This window comes from Pseudorhodoplanes sp. (assembly GCF_059499825.1).
This window is the reverse complement of sequence record NZ_JCABZI010000001.1, coordinates 564951-585245: the sequence shown is the minus strand read 5'-3', so window position 1 is coordinate 585245 and position 20295 is coordinate 564951. Positions and strand designations below refer to the sequence as shown.

General features: G+C 63.2%; 21 protein-coding genes. 8 read left to right on the top strand and 13 right to left on the bottom strand.

Going from position 1 to position 20295, the window contains the following annotated elements; all coding sequences use genetic code 11:
- Position 1: 1 nt before the first annotated feature.
- The 5 genes from AC5I5I_RS02845 to AC5I5I_RS02825 all read left to right on the top strand — a co-directional run bounded on the left by AC5I5I_RS02845 (position 2) and on the right by AC5I5I_RS02825 (position 4806).
- Positions 2-982, top strand: coding sequence for an alpha-ketoacid dehydrogenase subunit beta (locus tag AC5I5I_RS02845; protein ID WP_495969634.1), 981 nt, complete (start codon positions 2-4; stop codon positions 980-982).
- Between the two features lie 17 nt (positions 983-999).
- Positions 1000-1326 (top strand): cupin domain-containing protein, encoded by a 327-nt coding sequence (locus AC5I5I_RS02840; RefSeq protein ID WP_495969632.1) that lies wholly within the window; start codon positions 1000-1002, stop codon positions 1324-1326.
- Positions 1327-1388: 62 nt separating this feature from the next.
- The gene (locus AC5I5I_RS02835; protein WP_495969630.1) at positions 1389-2840 is read left to right on the top strand and encodes an NAD-dependent succinate-semialdehyde dehydrogenase; all 1452 of its coding nucleotides are present in this window, start codon (positions 1389-1391) and stop codon (positions 2838-2840) included.
- Between the two features lie 17 nt (positions 2841-2857).
- Positions 2858-4174, top strand: coding sequence for a pyruvate dehydrogenase complex dihydrolipoamide acetyltransferase (locus AC5I5I_RS02830; protein WP_495969628.1), 1317 nt, complete (start codon positions 2858-2860; stop codon positions 4172-4174).
- Positions 4175-4194: 20 nt separating this feature from the next.
- Positions 4195-4806 (top strand): LysE family translocator, encoded by a 612-nt coding sequence (locus tag AC5I5I_RS02825; RefSeq protein ID WP_495969626.1) that lies wholly within the window; start codon positions 4195-4197, stop codon positions 4804-4806.
- Between the two features lie 64 nt (positions 4807-4870).
- Here AC5I5I_RS02825 and AC5I5I_RS02820 read toward each other — a convergent pair whose 3' ends face one another.
- Positions 4871-5479 carry a methyltransferase family protein gene (locus tag AC5I5I_RS02820; protein ID WP_495969624.1) on the bottom strand — a complete coding sequence of 203 codons (609 nt, stop codon included), beginning with the start codon at positions 5477-5479 and terminating at the stop codon, positions 4871-4873.
- 128 nt (positions 5480-5607) lie between these two features.
- Here AC5I5I_RS02820 and AC5I5I_RS02815 point away from each other — a divergent pair, with 128 nt between their 5' ends.
- Together AC5I5I_RS02815 and AC5I5I_RS02810 are read left to right on the top strand one after the other, a co-directional pair.
- A complete protein-coding gene (locus AC5I5I_RS02815) occupies positions 5608-6588 on the top strand; it encodes a 2-hydroxyacid dehydrogenase (protein WP_495969622.1) in 981 nt (326 codons plus the stop codon).
- A gap of 55 nt (positions 6589-6643) precedes the next feature.
- Positions 6644-7369, top strand: coding sequence for an AprI/Inh family metalloprotease inhibitor (locus AC5I5I_RS02810; protein WP_495969620.1), 726 nt, complete (start codon positions 6644-6646; stop codon positions 7367-7369).
- A gap of 69 nt (positions 7370-7438) precedes the next feature.
- Here the strand turns inward: AC5I5I_RS02810 and radC are convergent, their stop codons facing one another.
- Complete coding sequence (radC, locus tag AC5I5I_RS02805; protein ID WP_495969618.1) at positions 7439-8170, bottom strand: RadC family protein; 732 nt, start codon at positions 8168-8170, stop codon at positions 7439-7441.
- Positions 8171-8344: 174 nt separating this feature from the next.
- Here radC and AC5I5I_RS02800 point away from each other — a divergent pair, with 174 nt between their 5' ends.
- Complete coding sequence (locus tag AC5I5I_RS02800; protein WP_495969616.1) at positions 8345-9052, top strand: putative quinol monooxygenase; 708 nt, start codon at positions 8345-8347, stop codon at positions 9050-9052.
- Between the two features lie 37 nt (positions 9053-9089).
- Here the strand turns inward: AC5I5I_RS02800 and map are convergent, their stop codons facing one another.
- The 11 genes from map to AC5I5I_RS02745 all read right to left on the bottom strand — a co-directional run bounded on the left by map (position 9090) and on the right by AC5I5I_RS02745 (position 20273).
- Complete coding sequence (gene map / locus AC5I5I_RS02795; protein WP_495969614.1) at positions 9090-9920, bottom strand: type I methionyl aminopeptidase; 831 nt, start codon at positions 9918-9920, stop codon at positions 9090-9092.
- Positions 9921-10029: 109 nt separating this feature from the next.
- On the bottom strand, positions 10030-11013 hold the full coding sequence (gene denD, locus AC5I5I_RS02790) for a D-erythronate dehydrogenase (protein ID WP_495969612.1): 984 nt from the start codon (positions 11011-11013) through the stop codon (positions 10030-10032).
- Positions 11014-11027: 14 nt separating this feature from the next.
- The gene (locus AC5I5I_RS02785) at positions 11028-11351 is read right to left on the bottom strand and encodes a hypothetical protein (protein ID WP_495969610.1); all 324 of its coding nucleotides are present in this window, start codon (positions 11349-11351) and stop codon (positions 11028-11030) included.
- Positions 11352-11375: 24 nt separating this feature from the next.
- Positions 11376-12134, bottom strand: coding sequence for an SDR family oxidoreductase (locus AC5I5I_RS02780; RefSeq protein ID WP_495969608.1), 759 nt, complete (start codon positions 12132-12134; stop codon positions 11376-11378).
- A gap of 2 nt (positions 12135-12136) precedes the next feature.
- Positions 12137-12805, bottom strand: a complete 669-nt coding sequence (locus AC5I5I_RS02775) for a GNAT family N-acetyltransferase (protein WP_495969606.1) — start codon at positions 12803-12805, stop codon at positions 12137-12139.
- Positions 12802-13644, bottom strand: a complete 843-nt coding sequence (locus AC5I5I_RS02770) for an isocitrate lyase/PEP mutase family protein (RefSeq protein WP_495969604.1) — start codon at positions 13642-13644, stop codon at positions 12802-12804. Before AC5I5I_RS02770 ends, AC5I5I_RS02775 begins: the two co-directional genes overlap by 4 nt.
- Before the next feature lie 253 nt (positions 13645-13897).
- Positions 13898-15250: a TRAP transporter large permease gene (locus AC5I5I_RS02765; protein ID WP_495969602.1), complete on the bottom strand. Its 1353-nt coding sequence runs from the start codon at positions 15248-15250 to the stop codon at positions 13898-13900.
- 14 nt (positions 15251-15264) lie between these two features.
- The gene (locus tag AC5I5I_RS02760) at positions 15265-15786 is read right to left on the bottom strand and encodes a TRAP transporter small permease subunit (protein ID WP_495969600.1); all 522 of its coding nucleotides are present in this window, start codon (positions 15784-15786) and stop codon (positions 15265-15267) included.
- Positions 15787-15912: 126 nt separating this feature from the next.
- Positions 15913-16983, bottom strand: a complete 1071-nt coding sequence (locus tag AC5I5I_RS02755; protein WP_495969598.1) for a C4-dicarboxylate TRAP transporter substrate-binding protein — start codon at positions 16981-16983, stop codon at positions 15913-15915.
- A gap of 138 nt (positions 16984-17121) precedes the next feature.
- A complete protein-coding gene (locus tag AC5I5I_RS02750) occupies positions 17122-18915 on the bottom strand; it encodes an IlvD/Edd family dehydratase (protein WP_495969596.1) in 1794 nt (597 codons plus the stop codon).
- Between the two features lie 56 nt (positions 18916-18971).
- Complete coding sequence (locus AC5I5I_RS02745; protein ID WP_495969594.1) at positions 18972-20273, bottom strand: hemolysin family protein; 1302 nt, start codon at positions 20271-20273, stop codon at positions 18972-18974.
- Between the last annotated feature and the right edge of the window lie 22 nt (positions 20274-20295).

Sequence of the window (20295 nt, the reverse complement as noted above, 5' to 3'; positions counted from 1 at the left end):
CATGGCGGAACTGACCTATCGCGATGCCGTTGCGCGCGGCATCGCACAGGAGATGGCGCGCGATCCGGACGTGGTGTTTCTCGGCGAGGACGTGGCCAAGGCCGGCGGCGTGTTCAAGGCGACCGTTGGTCTTTACGAACAGTTCGGGCCGTTGCGGGTGCGCGATACGCCGATTTCCGAACAGGCGATCCTCGGTGCGGCCATGGGTGCGGCGATGACCGGCCTGAAGCCGATCGCCGAAATCATGTTCTCGGATTTCATTGCGGTGTGTTTCGATTATATCGCCAATGAATTCCCGAAGAGCCGCTACATGACCAACGGGCAGGTGAAGTGTCCGCTGGTGGTGCGCACCGGCAATGGCGCGGGTTCGCGCTTCGGCGCGCAGCATTCGCAAAGCGTCGAAAACTGGTGCATGATGATCCCCGGACTGAAGGTGGTCGCGCCCTCGACTCCCCGCGACGTGATCGGCCTGCTTGCGGCCGCGGTGCGCGATCCCGATCCGGTGATCTTCTTCGAGCACAAGTCGCTCTATCCGATGAAGGGCGAGGTGCCGGACGGCGAAATCGTCGACACGCTCGGCACCGCCAAGATCGTTCGGCCCGGCAATGACGCGACCATCCTTGCGCTCGCGCTGATGGTGCCGCGCGCGATCGAAGCGGCGGACAAGCTGAAGGCGGAGCACGGCATCGATTGCGAAGTCGTCGACGTGCGTTCGCTGGTGCCGCTCGATACCCAGACCATTCTCGGATCGGTCGGGCGCACGCACCGGCTGTTCACCGTGGAGGAAAATCCGCGGCTGTGCGGCTGGGGTGCGGAAATCGTGTCCATCGTCGCTGACGAGGCCTTTTACGATCTCGATGGCCCGCCGGTGCGCATCACCACGCCGCATATCCCGCTGCCGTCCGCCGATCTGCTGGAGGACGCCGTGCTGCCGAATGTGGACCGCATCGCCGAGACGGTGCGGCGCTCGCTCGGATCCTAGGTGGGATGATCCTGGAGATGACAACCAAGTACGACATCAACACCCTGAAGCTCGGCCCCATCGGCGATACGGTGATGTTCGAGAACGATCGCGTGCGGGTGTGGGACTTCACGGTCGAGCCCGGCAAGAGCAAGGGCTGGCACAAGCACGAACTGCCGTATGTGATTATCCCGATGACCGAGGGTGAGATCGAGATCGAATCCGCGCTGACCGGCCAGATCGAAAAACCGAAAAGCGTGATCGGCAGCCCGATCTGGCGCGAGGCCGGCGAGGTGCACGATTTGCGCAATGTCGGGGCCACGACCTATCGCAACATCCTGATCGAGCTGAAGCGGCCGGATTGAGTCGTGCGCTGCGGTGCGGCGGGTCTCCCGCCGGCGCCGCGCGTAGCACAAGGAAGCAATTCATGTACGAAAATCTCCTCGCCAATGTCCCGACCGATCTCTGGATCGGCGGCCAGTGGCGCAAATCCTCCGACGGCCAGCGCTTCGATGTGATGGATCCCGCGACCGAGAAAAAGGTCACCTCGGTCGCCAGCGCGACGGTAGACGACGCCATTGCCGCGCTCGATGCAGCGCAGGCCGCCTTTCCCGCATGGGCAGCGAAGAAGCCCAGAGAGCGCGGCGAAATCCTGCGCAAGGCGTTCGAACTGATCATGCGCGACGCCGAAAGGCTCGCCAAGCTGATAACGGTCGAGAACGGCAAGGCGCTGCCGGATTCGCGCGGTGAAGTCGCCTACGCAGCCGAGTTCTTCCGCTGGAACGCGGAAGAAGCCGTGCGCAATCTCGGCTCACTCTCCACGGCGCCGGCGTCGGGCGCGCGCATCCTGGTGCAGCACAAGCCGGCCGGCATTGCTGTCCTCGTGACGCCGTGGAATTTCCCGGCGGCGATGGCGACCCGCAAGATCGGGCCCGCACTCGCGGCCGGCTGCCCGGTGGTGCTGAAGCCCGCCTCCGATACGCCGCTCACCATGCTGGCGTTGATGCCGATCCTCGAGGAAGCCGGCGTGCCTGCAGGCGTGGTGAATGTCATTCCGTCGCGCTCATCCGGGAAAGTCGTGAGCGCCATGCTGCATGACCCACGAGTTCGTGTGGTCTCCTTCACCGGATCGACCGAAGTCGGACGCGTGCTGCTGCGCGAAGCCGCCGACAACATCATCAAGCCGGCGATGGAGCTTGGCGGCAACGCGCCGTTCCTGGTGTTCGAGGACGCCGATATCGATGCGGCGATCGAAGGCGCCATGATCGCCAAGATGCGCAACATGGGCGAGGCCTGCACCGCCGCGAACCGCTTCTACGTGCACGAGAGCGTGCATGACGAGTTTGCGAAGAAGCTCACCGGCAAGATGCAGTCGCTGAAGATGGGCAACGGCCTCGATGACGGCATCAATCTCGGGCCGCTGGTGAACAAGGAAGGCCGCGACAAGGTGATCGAACTGGTCGAGGACGCGGTGTCGAAGGGCGCCAAGGTGCTGACCGGCGGCAAGACCCCGGACGGCCCGGGCTTCTTCTATCCCGCCACGGTGCTGACCAACGTGCCGGACGGAGCGAAAATGCTGAACGAGGAAATCTTCGGACCGGTCGCATCGATCCAGACCTTCAAGACCGAGGATGAGGCGATCAAGCGCGCCAACGAGACCGAGTACGGACTGGTCGCCTATCTCTACACCAAGGATCTCGGCCGTGGCATGCGGGTGTCGGAGAAACTCGATTTCGGCATGATCGGTCTCAATCGCGGACTTGTCTCCGACCCGGCCGCGCCGTTCGGCGGCATGAAGCAGTCCGGCATCGGCCGCGAGGGCGCGCATGAGGGGCTGATGGAGTTCCTTGAAACGCAATACGTGTCGGTGAGCTGGTGATCTGAAAGCGAGCGAAAATGGACGTGCTGATGCCGCAGCTCGGCGAAACGGTCGCCGAGGGCAAGATCGTCAAGTGGTTTAAGCAGGCGGGCGACACCATCGCGCCGGGCGACAACCTGTTCGAGATCGAGACCGACAAGACCTCGATGGAAGTGCCGGCGACCTTTGGCGGCACGCTGTCGAACATCAATTTTCAGGTCGGCGATGTGGCCAAGGTCGGCGCTGTGGTCGCGGTGATCCTCGGTGAGGGCGAGGTCGCGCAGCCGTCCGCGCCGCAAGTTCAGAAGCTGGATCCGGCGCCCGTCTCTCAAACGCCTATTCCAGCGCTGGCGATAAGCCAGGCCTATGAGCGGGCCCCTCGCCACTCCGCACCCGTCAAGATGGAGCTGTTCCGCGAAGTCCGCACCCCCGAACGCAATTTCGGTCCGGCGCGGATTGGAGGCGTCAGCGTTACACCGTTGGCGCGGAGGCTCGCCGGCGAGAACGGCATCGATCTGACACGGATCACCGGCTCGGGCCCGCATGGTCGAATTGTTGCGCGCGACGTCGAATCCCGTATGTCGCGATTGGCGGGACAGGCTGCGACTGCCGCCGCTGGTCCGTCCGCGTCGGACATTCTGGCGCTTTATCGCGATGTGCCGTTCGAGGAGGTGCCGCTTGACGGCATGCGCTCGACGATTGCCGCGCGATTGACGCAAGCCAAGCAGACGATCCCGCATTTCTATCTGACCGCCGATGTCACGCTCGATGCGCTTCTGAAGGTGCGCAGCGAAGCCAACGCCGGAGCGCCGGAAGGCCACAGCGGCTATAAGCTGTCGGTCAACGATTTTGTCATCAAGGCGCTTGCGCTTGCGCTGAAGCGTGTGCCGGCCGCGAATGCGATCTGGGCGCAGGACCGCATCCTGCGTTTCCAGCGCGCCGATATTGGCGTCGCCGTCGCGCTCGAAGGCGGCCTGATGACGCCGGTGATCCGCGCCGCCGATACGAAGTCGCTGAGCGTAATCTCGAATGAAATGCGCGCGCTCGCCGAACGCGCCCGGGACAAGAAGCTGAAGCCGGACGAATACCAGGGCGGCGTCAGCGCGATCTCCAATCTCGGCATGTATGGCGTGCGCGATTTCTCCGCGATCATCAACCCGCCGCAATCGACGATCCTTGCCGTTGGCGCGGCGCAGCGGCGTCCGGTCGAGACGGACGACGGCGGTGTGCGCTTCGAAAGCCAGATGACGGTGACACTGTCCTGCGATCATCGTGTCGTCGATGGCGCGCTGGGTGCGCAATTGCTGGCCGCGCTCAAGGGCTATCTGGAGCAGCCTGTTACGATGCTGGTTTAATTGTCTGCTGGTGCGATGCCGTGGAACAGATCGCTTTCCTCACCTTCGCCATGGTGCTGCTGGTCGCGGTGATCTCGCCGGGGCCCGCAATCGCGGCTTTGGTAGCACGTATCATGGCGCGCGGCACCGACGGCATTCTCGCGTTCTGTGCCGGGCTGGTGCTGGGCGACCTGATCTGGCTGTCCTGCGCGATGTTCGGGCTTGCGGCTCTTGCGGCGCTGTTTCAGCCGGTCTTCCTGATCGTGAAATATGCCGGTGCTGCTTATCTCCTGTTCCTCGCATGGAAGCTGTGGCGGGATTCCGGTGCGCCGGTTCAGGCCGAGCCGGTGCGCGGCCAGGGGCGGCAATTGTTCGGCGCGGCGCTGCTGCTGTCGCTCGGCAATCCGAAGATCATGCTGTTCTATCTGGCGCTCATGCCGACGGTGATCGACCTCACGCGGCTCACCCTCACCGACATGGCCGAGCTTGCCGCGATCGTTGCGGTGGTGGTCAGCATCGTGCTCACCGGTTACGTGCTGCTCGCGGCCTATGCGCGCCGCCTGTTCACGTCACCGCGTGCGTTGCAGACCGTCAACCGAACGGCCGGGCTTGCGATGGTCGGCGCAGCGGCGACGATTGTCGTGCGGAATTGACGTCTTCGCGGTGACGCGTTTTCTGCACGCGGACCGGTCGCCACTTTGCTCGAAGCGCTATCGATTACGGCAGGCGCAGCAGCACGGGAATGACGCCGGTATCCTGCAGATGCTCAAAAAGCTCTGCGAGCGGCACCGCAAGCAGAAACACCAGGGCGTCGGCAAACGTCATCAGCACGCGGGGCGGCCGGATCGTCAGCGTTGGCTCGTCATGCCATAACGACGGATTGGGAAAGAACCGCGGCACGCGCTGAAGGTAGTCCCGGTACGCGTCGCCGTAACGATCGGCGAGCACCTGTTCTTCCTGCAGCACCACCACATAGAACACCAACCAGGCCAGTGTCGCGCAGATCAGGCCGAGGATTACACTGCCGACCTGCATGCCGACCCCGGCGGCACCGAGGAAAGAGAAGAAATAGAGCGGATTGCGCATGACCGAATACGGTCCGGTTCGCACAAATTCTTCGATCTTGCGCCCGCCGATGTAAAGCGAGGACCAGGTCCGGCCGAGGATGCAACTCACGATCAGCACAATGCCGAACCACTCGACCATCTCATGGGTGGTTTCGCCGCTTGGGTAAATCGACGTGGTGACAGCGAACACAAATGCGCCGAGCGCGACCACGACATAGAGGACGATCTTGCGGATCGCCTGGACGGTATGGATTTTCATGGAGCCGAAAGATCTGGAGGGCCGATAGAGACCGTCGATTTTGCGGACGGGCGCACACTAGTATAGATGAAATGCGGCCGAAACCGGCCGCAATATTTTGACCGAGATCAATGCGAATGGAGAATCACATGGCCGCCGAAAAGCCCGAGATTTTGCTGATCGGACAGGCCAAGCCGGTCATAGTCGGCGGTGTCGAACCGTTCGCGACCGTCCACAAACTGGCCGAAGCCAAGGATCAGGATGCCTTCGTCAAGGAGGTCGCCCCGCGCATCCGCGGTATCGCGATCGCCTATACCGCGAACAAGATCGACGGCGCCTTCATGTCGCGCTTTCCGAAGCTCGAAATCGTGTCGAGCTTCGGCGTCGGCTATGACCATGTCGACGCGAAATGGGCGGGAGAGCACGGCCTCGTCGTCACCAACACGCCGGACGTCCTCAACGAGGAAGTGGCCGACACCGCGCTCGGCCTCCTGCTCTGCACGCTTCGCGAATTCCCGCAGGCCGATCGTTATCTCCGCGCCGGGAAATGGCTCAAGAGCGGATATCCGCTGTCACCCACGCTGCGCGGTCGGACCGTGGGCGTGGTCGGCATGGGGCGGATCGGCCGTGCAATCGGGCGGCGCCTCGAAGCGTTCGGTGTGCCGGTGGTCTATCACTCGCGCAATCCGCAGCCGGGCGTGTCGTACAAATATTATCCGAAGCTGGTCGACATGGCGCGCGACGTCGACACGCTGATGGTGATCGTGCCCGGTGGCGCGGCGACCAGGAACCTGATCGACGCCGAGGTGCTCGAGGCGCTTGGGCCGGACGGTGTGCTGATCAACATGGCGCGCGGTTCGGTGGTGGACGAGCAGGCGCTGATCAAGGCACTCAAGGATCGCACCATCATGTCGGCGGGCCTTGATGTGTTCGTCAACGAGCCGCAGGTGCCGCAGGAACTGATCGAGATGGAGCATATCGTGCTGTTTCCGCATCTCGGCTCGGCCTCGGTCGCGACCCGAAAGGCGATGGACCAGCTGGTGGTCGACAACCTGAAATCGTGGTTCTCGGGCAAGGGTCCGCTAACCCCGGTTCCGGAAACGCCTTATCCGCCGCGCAAGCCGGCGTGATTTCGCCGCAAGCGCTGTGCTAAAACGCGTTTCGCGATCGGTAGCGAGGGCGGCGATGCGTCGGGTTCTCCTTAGTCTGTTCCTGGTTGCTGCGGCGGGCCATGCTCTCGCGCAGGCGCCCAGCCCGCAGGCGCCGCAATCCGAGCCCCCCGCGTCGCAGGCCGGCGATACCGGCAAGGGGATGACCGGCGTATGGGAATTGTCCAATTCCGAACGCGATCGCGTCTGCAACCTCACCTTCAAGCCGGAGCCGGCACGCAACGGTTCGCAGGTCGAATTTGATTCCACCTGCCGTGATGCCATTCCGGCGCTGAAGGATGTGGAGGGCTGGAGCCTCGCCAACCATACGCTGAAGCTGATCGATGCACGCGGGCGCGTGGTGTTCGAATTCTCCGAGGTGGAGATCGGCATGTTCGAGGGCGAGCGGAAAGAAGAGGGGCTCTACTTCCTGCAAACTGCGGCTTCGGCGGCGGTGTTCACACCGAAGCGCTCGGTCGACCAGATCGCGGGCGAATGGTCGATGGTGAGAGCCGACAAGCCGGTCTGCTCGCTGAACTTCACCACCACAGCGACCAAGGGCTTTGACGAGTATCGCCTGCAGGTCCGGCAGCCTTGCGATCCGGCGATGTCGCGGCTGAATCCGAATGTGTGGCGGCTCGACAAGGGCGAGCTTGTGCTGGTGTCTCCGAACGGTCAGGCGTGGCGGTTCGAGGAGCGCGAGCCGGGCAAATGGTGGCGGGTGCCGGAAGGCGGCGACCAGATCGTGCTGCAGAAGAAATAGCGGCCGCCGTCCAATCGAGGTTAGGTCCCTGCAGCGCGTTGCGGAACCAGTGATCACGCTACGCCTCGACTAAATCAACCGCAGCCCCTTCAGACTCGCATGGCCGTCCTTGCCGACGATAATGTGGTCATGCACCGAAATGCCGAGCGGCTTCGCCACCTCCACGATCGACTGCGTCATCTGGATGTCCGCGCGCGACGGCGTCGGGTCGCCGCTGGGATGATTGTGCACCAGGATGATCGCGGTCGCCGACAATTCGAGCGCGCGCTTCACCACCTCGCGCGGATAGACCGGTGTGTGATCGACCGTCCCGGTCTGCTGCACTTCATCGGCGATCAATTGGTTGCGCTTGTCGAGGAACAGGATGCGGAATTGCTCCTTGTCGGCGAAGGCCATCGCGGTACGGCAATAATCCAGCACGGAGGACCATGACGACAGCACGGTGCGGGCCTTCACCTGGCCGCGCGCCAGCCGGCTGGCCGATGCGTGCACGATCTTTAACTCGGTGATGGCGGCCTCGCCAAGCCCCTTCACCTCTTTCAGCCGCGTCTCGGGCGCACCGATGACTTCGGCAAACGAGCCGAATGTCTCGATCAGCTTCTTGGCCAGCGGCTTCACGTCGCGCTGCGGGATGGCGCGAAACAGGATCAGTTCCAGAAGTTCATAATCGGCGAGCGCATCGGGGCCGGCCTCGCGGAAGCGCCCGCGCAATCGTTCACGATGCCCGTGATAATGCGGCGTAGCGTCCTCAAGACCGGTGGCAGGCTCGCCGTCGCCGCTGGGTTTTTGCACTCGCCGCATATGTCCTCGCGTCCCAAGCATGACGGGATTGCGATCATTTGCAATGCGGAAATGATCGGGGGATGTCGCGATGGGGCGTCGCCGACCACGTTTCATCAGGGCGGAAAATTGTCTAGGCTTCGATCGAAACGGGAGCCGGCTGACGCCGCCAATCGGCTGCCGGGAGGATTGACCATGATGATACGCGGGATCGTTTTTGCGTTGCTGCTGGCAGGCATCGGCGCCGCGCAGGCCCAGACGCCGGCACCGCAGGGGGGCCTGCCGCCGGGCTCGCAGCCGGCATTGGGCAATTGGGTGATCACCTATATCGAGGTTGCGCCGGGCAGCGAACCAAAAGCGCTTGCGGCGCTGAAGGCGCTCAAGACGGCCAGCGCGAAGGACAACGGCTTCCAGTCGATGATCGTGCTTCAGCGCAACGGCCAGCCCAATCATTTTGCACTGATTGAGCATTGGCAAGACAACAAGGCCAGAGAGGCCCATGCCGATCAGCCGCATGTGAAGGCCACGCTCCAGGCCCTGCAGGCGATCGAGACCGCACCCTATGACGAGCGGCCGCATCGGGAGCTTTCGACCGGCCAGAACAATCCAGGCGGAACGATCTACGCGGTCACTCACGTCGATTTCGTGCCGACGTTCCGTCCGCAGGGCGAAGAGATGCTGAAGGATTTTGCCTTCGAAGGGCGCCGCAGCGATGGCAACGCCCGCTTCGATGTCTTCACGCAGGCCAGCCGCCCAAACCACATGACGCTGGTTGCGGTGTGGAACAACCTCGAAGCCTGGAAGCGCCACACCGCCGCAACGTCGACGAAAGAGTTTCGTCAGCAATTGCTGCCGAAAAGCGGCAGTCTCTACGATGAGCGGCTTTACCGCGCGGTGAACTGATGGTTTCGCCGCGGGCAAGATCGCGGCATCGGCCGGATCACCCCTTTACGGCATAGGGCGGCTTGTCGAGCCCTTTCGGCGACAGCGTGAAAATCTCCGCGCCGTCTGCGGTCACGCCCACGGTATGTTCGAACTGGGCGGAGAGAGAGCGATCGCGCGTGACCGCGGTCCAGCCATCCGACAGCACCTTCACGTGCGGACGGCCCAGATTGATCATCGGCTCGACGGTGAAGAACATGCCGGGCCGCAGCACGGTGCCTTCTCCGGCGCGCCCGACATGCACGATATTCGGCTCGTCATGGAACAGGCGACCGAGCCCGTGGCCGCAGAAATCGCGCACCACGCTCATGTGCTGCGCCTCGACGAAAGACTGGATAGCGGCTCCGATATCGCCGGTGGTGCCGCCCGGCTTGATCGCGGCGATGCCACGCATCATCGAGTCGAACGTCACGTCGATCAACCGCTCGGCCCGGCGCGGGATCTCGCCGACCGCATACATCCGGCTCGAATCGCCGTGCCAGCCGTCGAGAATCAGCGTCACGTCGATATTGACGATGTCGCCTTCCTTCATCGGCTTGTCGCTGGGAATGCCGTGGCAGACGACGTGGTTGATCGAGGTGCAGGTGGACTTGCGATAGCCGCGATACATCAGCGTCGCGGGCAGCGCGCCATGGTCCATCGCAAAGTCGTGCACCAGCCGGTCGATCCGTTCGGTCGGTACGCCGGGAAGCACCTCGGGAACCAGCATATCGAGGCATTCGGCAACCAGGCGGCCAGCCTTGCGCATGCCGGCGAATGCTTCCGCCTTGTGCAATTTGATCTGTCCGGTCTTGCGCATCGGCGCAAGGGCGGCATCGACATAATTCATGCAGGTCCTCGGAGGAGGGGATTTTCTCGCAATGTATGCGATCGGAACGGCGATGCAAGTTTACATCCGGATGGCTGCCCTTCCCGAGACTCGGGGCCGGAAACCGCCGTCACCGCACGAAATCGCCGCCCAGATCGTCCTCGATATGTACGCGGATGATCTCGTCGAACGAGGATTCGGCGGTAAATCCGAGCTCGCGGGCGCGGGTGCAATCGAACCGGCTGGGCCAACCTTCGACGATCTTCATGATGAAGGGATCAGCCTTCGGCTTGACGCGGTCGGCGACCCGGTCGCCGGCGACCCGCCGCAGCGCTGCCAGTTGCTCGCCGACCGTACAGCAGACGCCCGGCATCGTCATGTTGATGCGGTGACCGAGTTGCTCCGGTTTAAGCGTTGCCGCATGCACAAGAAACCCTGCCGCCGCACGCGGCGAGGCATGCGTGTTGGTGACGTCCTCCGTCACCGGCAGCGTTGCCTCGAGGCCTGCAAGCGGTTCGCGGATAATGCCTGAATAGAAGCCCGATGCCGCGAGGTTCGGCTTGCCCGGCCGCACGGTGATGCCGCACAGCCGGACGCCGACGCCGTCAAGGAAGCCGCGGCGGTTGTAATCGGCCAGCAGCGTTTCGCAGATCACCTTGTGGGCGCCGTAGCTGGTCAGTGGTGTGAGAACGAAATCGTCCGGGATCGAGGGCGGAAACGGCGCGCCATAGACGGCGATGGAGGATGTGTAGATCACCTTCGGCTTGTAGGCGTCGCCGGTCTTGCGCATCGCCTCCAGCAAATTGCGGGTGCCGTCGAGATTGGCGCGATAGCCGGCCTCGAAATCGGTCTCGGAACCGCCGGATGGAATGGCAGCGAGGTGGAAGATCACATCGGGCCGGTCGCGCACGAGGTCTTCGGCCACGCCCGGCATGGCGAGATCGGCGGTCTTAAGAACGGTGTTGGCGGCAAGCCCGTCCGGCGCTTCCGGCGGCGCAATGTCTGTGAGGGTGAGGGTGTCGATCGCCTGGCCGTTCAGGCCACCGTCGCGTGAGAGCCGCTCGAGCAGCTTGCGGCCGATCATGCCGGCCGCGCCGGTGACGAGAACATGCATGGTTTCGATTTCCGTCAGCAGTACTTGATACCGTCGAGGACGGCACAGTCGCGCTTGTGCGGCGCATTCGGATCGTCCAGTGGGACCGATCCACGGCCCGATGGTGATCCGACAAACACTCCGGGCCCGACGCGCACGGAGTCCTTGTGCCCGATACGGAGGCTTGGATGTGCCGCATTCGAGGAGCGGGTGCCGTCCGGCCATATGATCGCATCGCCCGCGAAAATGCCGGTGCGCCCGTCATCGCAGATCACGGCGTTGCCGTTACGCTTGCAGTTCGCCGCGAGCGCGAGACTTGGCGCAAGCGCAAGCAGGATCGCGAGAGGGAAGATACGCATGGATCTCTCCGGGCAGTCCGAACCTTACAACGCGAGCCCGCCGTCGACCAGATGCGATTGCCCGGTGATGTAGAGCGATTCATCCGAGGCGAGAAAAAGTGCCAGCGCCGCGACTTCCGGAGCCGTGCCCAACCGGCCCATTGGTTGACGGGCCACGAAAGATTGTCGCGCCGCCTCCAAAGATTGTCCCGAATTTACCGCCAGCGATTCGATCCGTCCCTCGAGCGACGGCGACTCGATCGTGCCGGGACAGATGGCGTTGCAGCGGATTCCCTGCTTGATGAAGTCGATGGCGACCGCCTTGGTCAGTCCGATCACGGCCGCCTTGGATGCGCCATAGGCGTAGCGGTTCGGCAATCCCGTAATCGACGATGCCACCGAGGAGATGTTGACGATCGAGCCGCCGCCTTTCGCGAGCATCGCCGGCAGGAACGCGCGGATGGTTCGATGCATCGATTTGACATTGAGATCGAACGAGAAGTCCCAATCCGGGTCGCTGCAGTCGAGGACGGTGCCGTGGTGCACGAAGCCCGCACAATTCACCAGAATATCGGTGCCGCCATAATCCCGCTCGACGTCGCGGGCCAATGCCGCGATTGCCACATCGGAGCGGACGTCCAGGGCGAGCGATCGTTCGGTTGAAAGCCCTGCCAGTTTGGAGGCTTCGAGATCGCTGGCGATGACGCGGGCCCCTTCGGCGGCAAAGGTTTCGGCGATTGCGCGCCCAATGCCCTGGCCCGCAGCGGTGATGACGGCAATCTTGTTCGTCAGACGGCCCGCCATGGCTAGGCTTTCGCCGCCATGAAAGACGCGAGGCTGGCTTTCTGCCGCCCGTCGGCATCGAAATTCGCCGGTGCGAGCCAGCGCTCGAAGGCGGCTCGGCGGTCAGGCCATTCAGAATCGATGATGGAAAACCACGCGGTGTCGCGGTTCTTGCCCTTGACGATCATGTGCTGCCGGAACATTCCCTCGAAGGTGAATCCATAACGTTCTGCGGCGCGGCGCGACGCAGCATTCAGCGCATTGCATTTCCACTCATAACGCCGATAGCCGAGCGTATCAAAGGCGTAGCGGGCGAGCAGATACTGCGCCTCGGTGCCGAGCGGTGTGCGTTGCAGCGCCGGCGCGTAGGCGATGTGTCCGACCTCGATCACTCCCATATCGGGGCGTATGGCCATCAGCGCCGCAATGCCGATTGCGCGGCCATCCGGTGCAACGACGGCATAGACATAGGGGTCATCGAGTGTCGCGCGTTCTCTGAGCCACGCCTGGAATGCGCTTACATCTTCGAACGGGCCATAGGGCATGTAGTCCCACATCGCCGGCGTCACGCTGACGGATTCCCAGAGGGAGGCGCCGTGCCGGGCTGGATCGAGTTTCTCGACCCGGCCGTATCGTCCCGTCAGTACGACCGGCCCAGGCCGTGCCGCGCCAGCGAAGAAAAGGTCCGTCACGCTGCCGGCCGCTTGGCGCGGTCCTCGCGGAAAAGGGTGTTCAGATCTGCTGCGGGCGCTGCATCCGCAAAGCCGCCGAAACAGCCACCGTCGGCGAGTTGCCGGGCGGCACGGATGAAGCCGCCCCACGCGGCCCGCGCAAGCGACCCACCCACACTGATGCGTCGCGCGCCGAGTGCTGCGATGTGCTTCACGGTCAGGTCGCTTGGCCATCCGATCAGAACGTTGACCGGCTTTGGCGCCACCGCCTTAACGACCGTCTCGATCTCCTCGCGGGTCCGGATGCCGGGCGCATAGAGACAATCGGCGCCCGCCTCTGCGAAAGCCCTGAGACGACGCAACGTCTCGTCCATGTCGGGACGCCCGCGGATGAAGCCTTCGGTGCGCGCGGTCAGCATCACGTCCTCGCCGGTCTTGTCGATGGCGGCGCGCGCCGCCTTGATGCGGGCAAGGGCGAGGTCGAACGAATAGAGCGGTTTTGCCTTGTCGCCGGTCGAATCCTCGATCGACAGCCCGGCGACGCCGGTCTTCACGCACAGCGTCACGCTCTCAGCCACGCCCTCCGGATCGTCCGCGTAGCCGCCCTCGAAATCAGCATTGAATGGAACGTCGCTGGCCGCGGCAAGCTCGGCGATATGGGGGAGCATGAGGTCGCGCGGAACCGCGCCGTCGGCGTAGCCTGCTGCGAACGCGTAGCCGAGGCTCGTGGTCGCCAGCGCCTTGAATCCAAGATGCTGCAGATAGCGTGCGCTCCCGATGTCCCACGGATTGGGGATGACGAAGCATCCGCTGTCGTGAAGCTGTCGAAAGGTGCGGCGCTTTTCGGCGATCGATGGCATGCTGAAATCCGGGCTCGAGGCTTATGGATATGCATTGTGGGTCAGCAGGAGCGGTTGTTAAACCACAATCGCCGTCGTCAGGTATCCGTGCGGCGCATCGCTGACATGCCGGCGCCTCCCGACATCTCGCTCGCTTGCCTCGGATTTTCTCGCATCTGCGAAAGAAGCCGGCGCTGCCGGATCACTCAACAGGCGAGTTCTGAGGGGCAGGTCTGGGGGGATTGGCGCTCTCCGACCGGCCAGCCAGTAACGATCACAGCGTCGGCAGAAAGGTTGCGATCTGCGGAAAGATGACGATCGCAACGATCACCGCGAGCAGTATCAACCAATAAGGAATGGCGCCGCGGAAAATCTCCGCCAGCGGCACATTGGGCTCAGGCACAGCCGCCTTCACCGTAAAGACCAGAATGCCGAAAGGCGGCGTCAGCAGACCGGTCTCGACCGCCAGGATTCCGATGATGGCGAAGGCGAGCGGATCGATGCCGAGCGTGGCAGCAATCGGTGCGAAAATCGGCACGGTGAGCAGGATGATCGAGATCGAGTCGATCAGGCAGCCGAGCACGAACCAGATCAGCAGCATGACGGCGAGAATTCCGGTCGGGCCGAGCCCGGTGCCGAGGAGGAATGCCTTGGCGGTTTCGGTGAAGCCGGTCATCGAGAGAACGCGGGAGTAAAGCTGCGCGCAGAACAGCAGCAGCAGCAGCGGTCCGGACGTGCGCCCGACATTCAGAACCACCTGCCAGATTTCGCGCCAGGTGATCCCCTTGATCAGAGCCAGCACCAGCGCGCCGACCGCGCCGACGCCGGCACCCTCGGTCGGCGTGCAGAGCCCGAGCCAGATCGAGCCGAGCACCGCCGCGATCAGCGCCAGCACCAGCGCTGTGCTGAACAGCAGCGCGCCGAGGGGACGGTCGTCCTCGTCATCGGGAGAAGAGGCAACCGCAGCGCCGAGCGGAGCCGTCCGTATCGTGTTGCCTGACCCTCCGACCAACGCCGGATTCATGATTGCTGCGATCACGACATACGCACAGAAGCCGAAGGCCAGCAGAAGCCCCGGCAATACGCCGGCGAGGAACAGCTTGCCGATCGATAGTTCGGTCAGCACCCCCCAGACGATCATCAGCACCGAGGGCGGAATCAGCATGCCGAGGCAGGCACTGCCGGCGATGCAGCCGAGCGCGAATTGACGATTGTAGCCGTAGCGGCGCATCTCCGGATAGGCGATGCGGGAGAAGGCGGCTGCGGCGGCGATGCTGACGCCCGTGACGAAAGCAAAAATCGCATTGGCGACGATGGTGGCGACTGCAAGCCTTGCGGGCAGCCAGCGGCTGAGCCGGTGCGCAAGCGTGTAAAGATCGGTTGCGGCACCGCATTTGGCGAGGAAATCGCCCATCAGCATGAACAATGGGATGACTGCGAACACATAATCGCGCAGCGCTTCGTAGGCCGTGTTGGCGACGAAGGTCCGCACCACCTCGATGTCGCCCAGCATCAGATAGATGCCGATCGCGGCGGTGACGCCAAGCGCGATCGCGATATGGACGCCGGCAAATACCAGCGCCAGCAACACCACGATGACCAGGATCATTTCGCTGTGGCCGAACATCGCTGGTGTCCCGATCAGTGCGCGGAAGGTTTCGGCGGCGGAGCGCTGTCGGGACGTATCAGGGCGAGGAAAGCGAGCAGGGCCTGTCCCAGATAGATCGTAACCACGAGCGCCGAGCCAAGCATGACCACATAGCGTGCTGGCCACACGGGTACACGCAAGGCGCCTTCACCCTCGAACTCGTTGCTGGTCCATGCATGCAGGGCCGGTTCGAAGCTGCCCCACACGATCAGCAGGAAAAAGCCGGCGCCGAGCAAGCCGGAGGCAAAATCGGCGAACGCATAACCGCGTCGTCCGAACAGCGAGACGATCACGTCGGTACGCAGCATGCCGCCGCTCTGGATCGCATAGGCCGCGAGCAGAAAGCAGATGATCACGATCGACATGGAGACGATTTCCGGCGTCCCCTTGACCGGTGAGTTGAACGCGGCGCGCCCGATCACGTCGGCGACGACAAGAAAGCTCAGCAGGAAGATGATTGCGGCGGCAACCGCGAGCAGCGTATGGACGAGGCGGGTGACGAATTGTTCAAGCATTGGGCCTTGCCTCCCGGATGCCATTCAGAGGCTGACCGGGCCGTCGCCCATCGACGCTCGCCCGACGACGTCGAGCGAGCGCCTGAGGGTGATGGAAAGGGCGCATTGTATGCGTCGATCGGTGCCTCACTTGACGCTGTAGCGCACCGGCCATTTGTGCCCGTTCTTCTCGGCCGCGGCCAGCGTGGCTTCCAGCACCTGCGTCGCCGGCAGACCCTGTGCGTCAAGTTCCTTGGCCTTCTCCTTCGGCCAGGCCGCAAGCGACTTCGCCCAATCGGCCTGAACGCTGTCCGGCAGCTTGCGGACGTTGGTGCCTTTGGCCTTCAGGTCTTCGAGTTGCTTGGGATAATTCGCCTGATTCACGGTGCCGGTCATCGCCTCGTATTCCTTGCCGACCTCGACGATGATGTCCTGGACCTCCTTCGGCAGCTTGTCGAAGCGCGCCTTGTTGATGGTCAGGCCGTGCCAGGTGATCGCGCCGAAGCCGATCTCGGTGTAGAACTTGCCGACTTCGAACAGTTTGAAGTTCACCCAGCCGGATGGGAACATGATCCATCCGTTATAGACGCCGGTCTGCATGGCCGTGTAGGCCTCCGGCAGCGACGACTGAACCGGCGTTGCGCCGGCAAATTCCAGCCACTTCAGATTGAGGCCGGCACCCGCAAGCTTCTGGCCTTTCAGGTCGGCAACGCTGTTCCACTCGAAGTTGGTGCCGAGGTTGTAGCCGTTGTCGGCAATCAGCGCGATCAGCTTCTGCCGGTATTTGTCCTCGAACACCTTCGACATGAACGGCACCTGGTCATAGACCTCGCGTGCGATCTTCACGCTGGCGACGGGATCCATGGTGCCGAATGGCAGCATCACCTGAAAGGCATGCAACGGCAGGTTCGAGGGCTCGAAGCAGAAGCAATAGCCACCGATATCGATGATGCCGGACTGCACGCCTTCGAGCGTGTCGGCCACCTTCACCATGGCGCCGCCGTAACCCTCGACGAACTCGATTTTATGTTTGGTCTTTGCCGCCACGCGCTTGGTGACTTCGGGCACGAAGAAATTCTGCATCAGGTTGACGTAAGTGTTCACCGGCGGATGGCCGGACGCGATCCGCAGCCGGATCGTTTCCTGAGCCGACGCCGTGCTCGCCGTCGTCACCAGCGCGGCAACAGCAAACGAGCCCACAAGACTTCGCAGGTTCATGTTTTCCTCCCGATGCCGCATGTCGCGGCTTTGTTTTATTTTATGCCGCAAGCATCGACGGGAGGCGGGGGGCGAGTCAAACACTATCGACGGCGTGCGACGCTGACGATCGGGCGCGTTTTCGCAGTCTGAAAGCCGCTAATGGTTGTCGCGAGGAACGCTTTTTTGCGCGACGCGCTGATACCGGTCGGCTCCCCGGATCACCTGCCCATCGGCCATCTGCGTGACCGTGCCGCGGTAAATGTCCTGCCAGGGCGTCTGGCTCTTCGGCACCGGGAAGCCGCCCGCTTCTTCCAGTGCAGCCCGGCGCCGTGCCAGATCCGCTTCAGGAACGAGCATGTCGGCGGTGCCGTTGCGAAGATCGATTCGCAAACGGTCGCCGGTCGCGAGCAAGGCGAGGCCGCCGCCCGCGGCCGCTTCCGGTGAAGCATTCAGGATCGAGGGCGAGCCGGAGGTGCCGGACTGGCGGCCATCGCCGATGCAGGGAAGCGCCTCGATGCCGCATTTGATGAGTGCGGCCGGCGGTTGCATGTTCACGACCTCGGCCGAGCCGGGATAGCCGATCGGTCCCACGCCGCGAATGACCAGAATGGATTGTTCGTCAATCGCAAGCGCGGGGTCGTCGATCCGGGCGTGATAATCCTCTGGTCCCTCGAACACCACGGCGCGCCCTTCGAACGCCTCCGGATCGTCCGGATTCGAGAGGTAGCGGGTCCGGAAATCCTCCGAGATCACGCTGGTTTTCATGATCGCGGAGTCGAACAGATTGCCGCGCAGCACGCGAAACCCTGCCTCCTCTTTCAGAGGAGTTTTGTAAGGGCGGATCACGTCGGCATCCTGCGCCTTGGCCGCGCGAGCATTTTCGCCGATGCTCCTGCCATTGATTGTCTGCGCATCCGCATGGATGCGGCCGGCCTGTATCAGCTCATGCAGCACGGCAGGCAATCCGCCGGCGCGATAATATTCTTCGCCGAGATACTTGCCGGCCGGCTGCATGTCGACGAGAAGCGGCACGTCGAAGCCGATCCGCTCCCAATCGTGCATCGACACCTCGATTCCGACATGGCGCGCGATCGCATTGATGTGGATCGGCGCATTGGTCGACCCACCGATCGCCGAACAGGCGACGATGGCATTCTCGAACGCCTGACGCGTCATGATGTCGGACGGTTTCAGGTCTTCTTCAACGATCTCCACCGCGCGCCGGCCGGTCTCGTAAGCGATCTGCGCGCGTTCGCGATAAGGTGCGGGGATCGCGGCGCATCCGGGGAGCGACATGCCGAGCGCCTCGGCAAGCGCGTTCATGGTCGAGGCGGTGCCCATGGTGTTGCAATGGCCGATCGAGGGTGCCGACGATGCAACGATCGCGAGAAACTCGTCGTACTCGATCTTGCCGGCCGCCAGGTCCTTGCGTGCCTGCCAGACGACGGTCCCGGAGCCGGAGCGTTTGCCTTTCCACCAGCCGTTCAGCATCGGCCCGCCGGACAGCACGATCGCCGGGATGTTGACGGTCGCGGCGGCCATCAGGCCGGCCGGCGTGGTCTTGTCGCAACCGGTGGTCAAAACCACCCCATCCAGCGGATAGCCGTACAGAACCTCGACGAGACCGAGATAGGACAGGTTGCGGTCGAGCGCGGCTGTCGGCCGCTTGCCGGTCTCCTGCATCGGATGACAGGGAAATTCGAACGCGATGCCGCCGGCATCTCGGATGCCTTCGCGCACGCGTTGTGCCAGATTGAGATGGTGCCGATTGCATGGCGATAGATCGCTGCCGGTCTGCGCGATGCCGATGATCGGCTTGCCGGCCGTCAATTCCTGAAGCGTAAGTCCGAAATTCAGATAGCGCTCCAGATAGAGCGCGGTCATCCCCGGATTGTCCGGGTTATCGAACCAGAGCTGCGATCGCAGTCTGCGTTTATTTTTATGCGTCATCGCCTCTACCGTGCAGCACGACAGGAGATAACGAATGCGACGAACTTCCGTTCCGACTATCCGTCAGCGGTTTGCGGCACCGGCGTGAACAGAAGCTTGTCGATCCGCTTGCCATCCATATCGAGGATCTCGACTCGCCATCCCGGGATCTCGAAGGTTTCGCACTCGACAGGGATGTGCGCGAGCCGTTCAAGGGCAAAGCCGGCGGCAGTGTGGAATTCGCCCTCGGAATCCCGAAGCTTCAGCTTCTCGATCAGGTCGGATGCCGGGGCGCGCCCGTCGACGAGCCATGAACCATCGGGTCGCCGCACAACATTTTCCGAAGGCTGCTCGTGCTCGTCACCGAGATCGCCGGCGATACCTTCCAGCACGTCGTTCAGCGTCGCTATGCCGAGGAAGTCGCCGTATTCGTCGACAATGAAGGCGATATGAACGGGTGATATCTTGAAGGTCTCCAGCAGCCGCAGAACCGGCATGGTCTCCGGCACGAATGCAGGCTGGATCAATCGCTCCTCGACACGGATCCCCCGTCCCGAAATCAGGTCGCCGACAAGGTCCTTTTTCTGGACGACCCCAAGCGGCCGTCCGAGATCGCCGTCGCGCGCGACCACGATGCGGGAATAGGGACAATCGGCGATCTCGCGCTCGATGGTTTCCTGCTTGTCCGCGAGATCGATCCAGTAGACGTCCGGCCGCGGCACCATGACTGACGCAACGGACGAATCGGCGAGCGCAAGCACGCCGTGAATCATCTTCTCTTCGACCTCATCGATCACGCCGGCTTCGGTACCTTCCGCGATCGCAATTCTGACTTCCTCCTCGGTGACCGAGTCGGTCTTCGTTTCCGGGATGCGAAGAAGCCTGAGCAGTAGCGCGGTGGACGTTTCGAGTAACCAGACGAGAGGGCGTGCGATCAGAACGAGGAGTTGAAGCGGACCGGCCACGACCGCCGCGATGCGTTCCGGCTGCAGCAGGGCGATACGCTTCGGAACCAGTTCTCCGACGACGACGGACAACGCCGTGATGGCGATGACGACAAGAATGAAGGCGACTTCCTCGCCGCGCGGGGCAAAGACCGGATACTCGTTCAGGACGGAACCGAGGCGCGCCCCCAGGGTCGAGCCGCCATAGGCGCCCGACAGGATGCCGATCAATGTGATGCCGACCTGGACGCCCGACAGGAAACGCCCCGGGCTCTCGGCCAGTGCCAGCGCGCGACCGGCGCCCTTGTCGCCGGCTTCCGCCATCTGCTGGAGCCGAATGCGCCGCGAGGACACAATCGCCAGCTCAGCCATTGCAAAAAAGCCGTTGAGCAGGATGAGCCCAACGACGATGGCCAGTTCAAGCCAGACGGTCATAATCCACCCTATGTGGCACGCC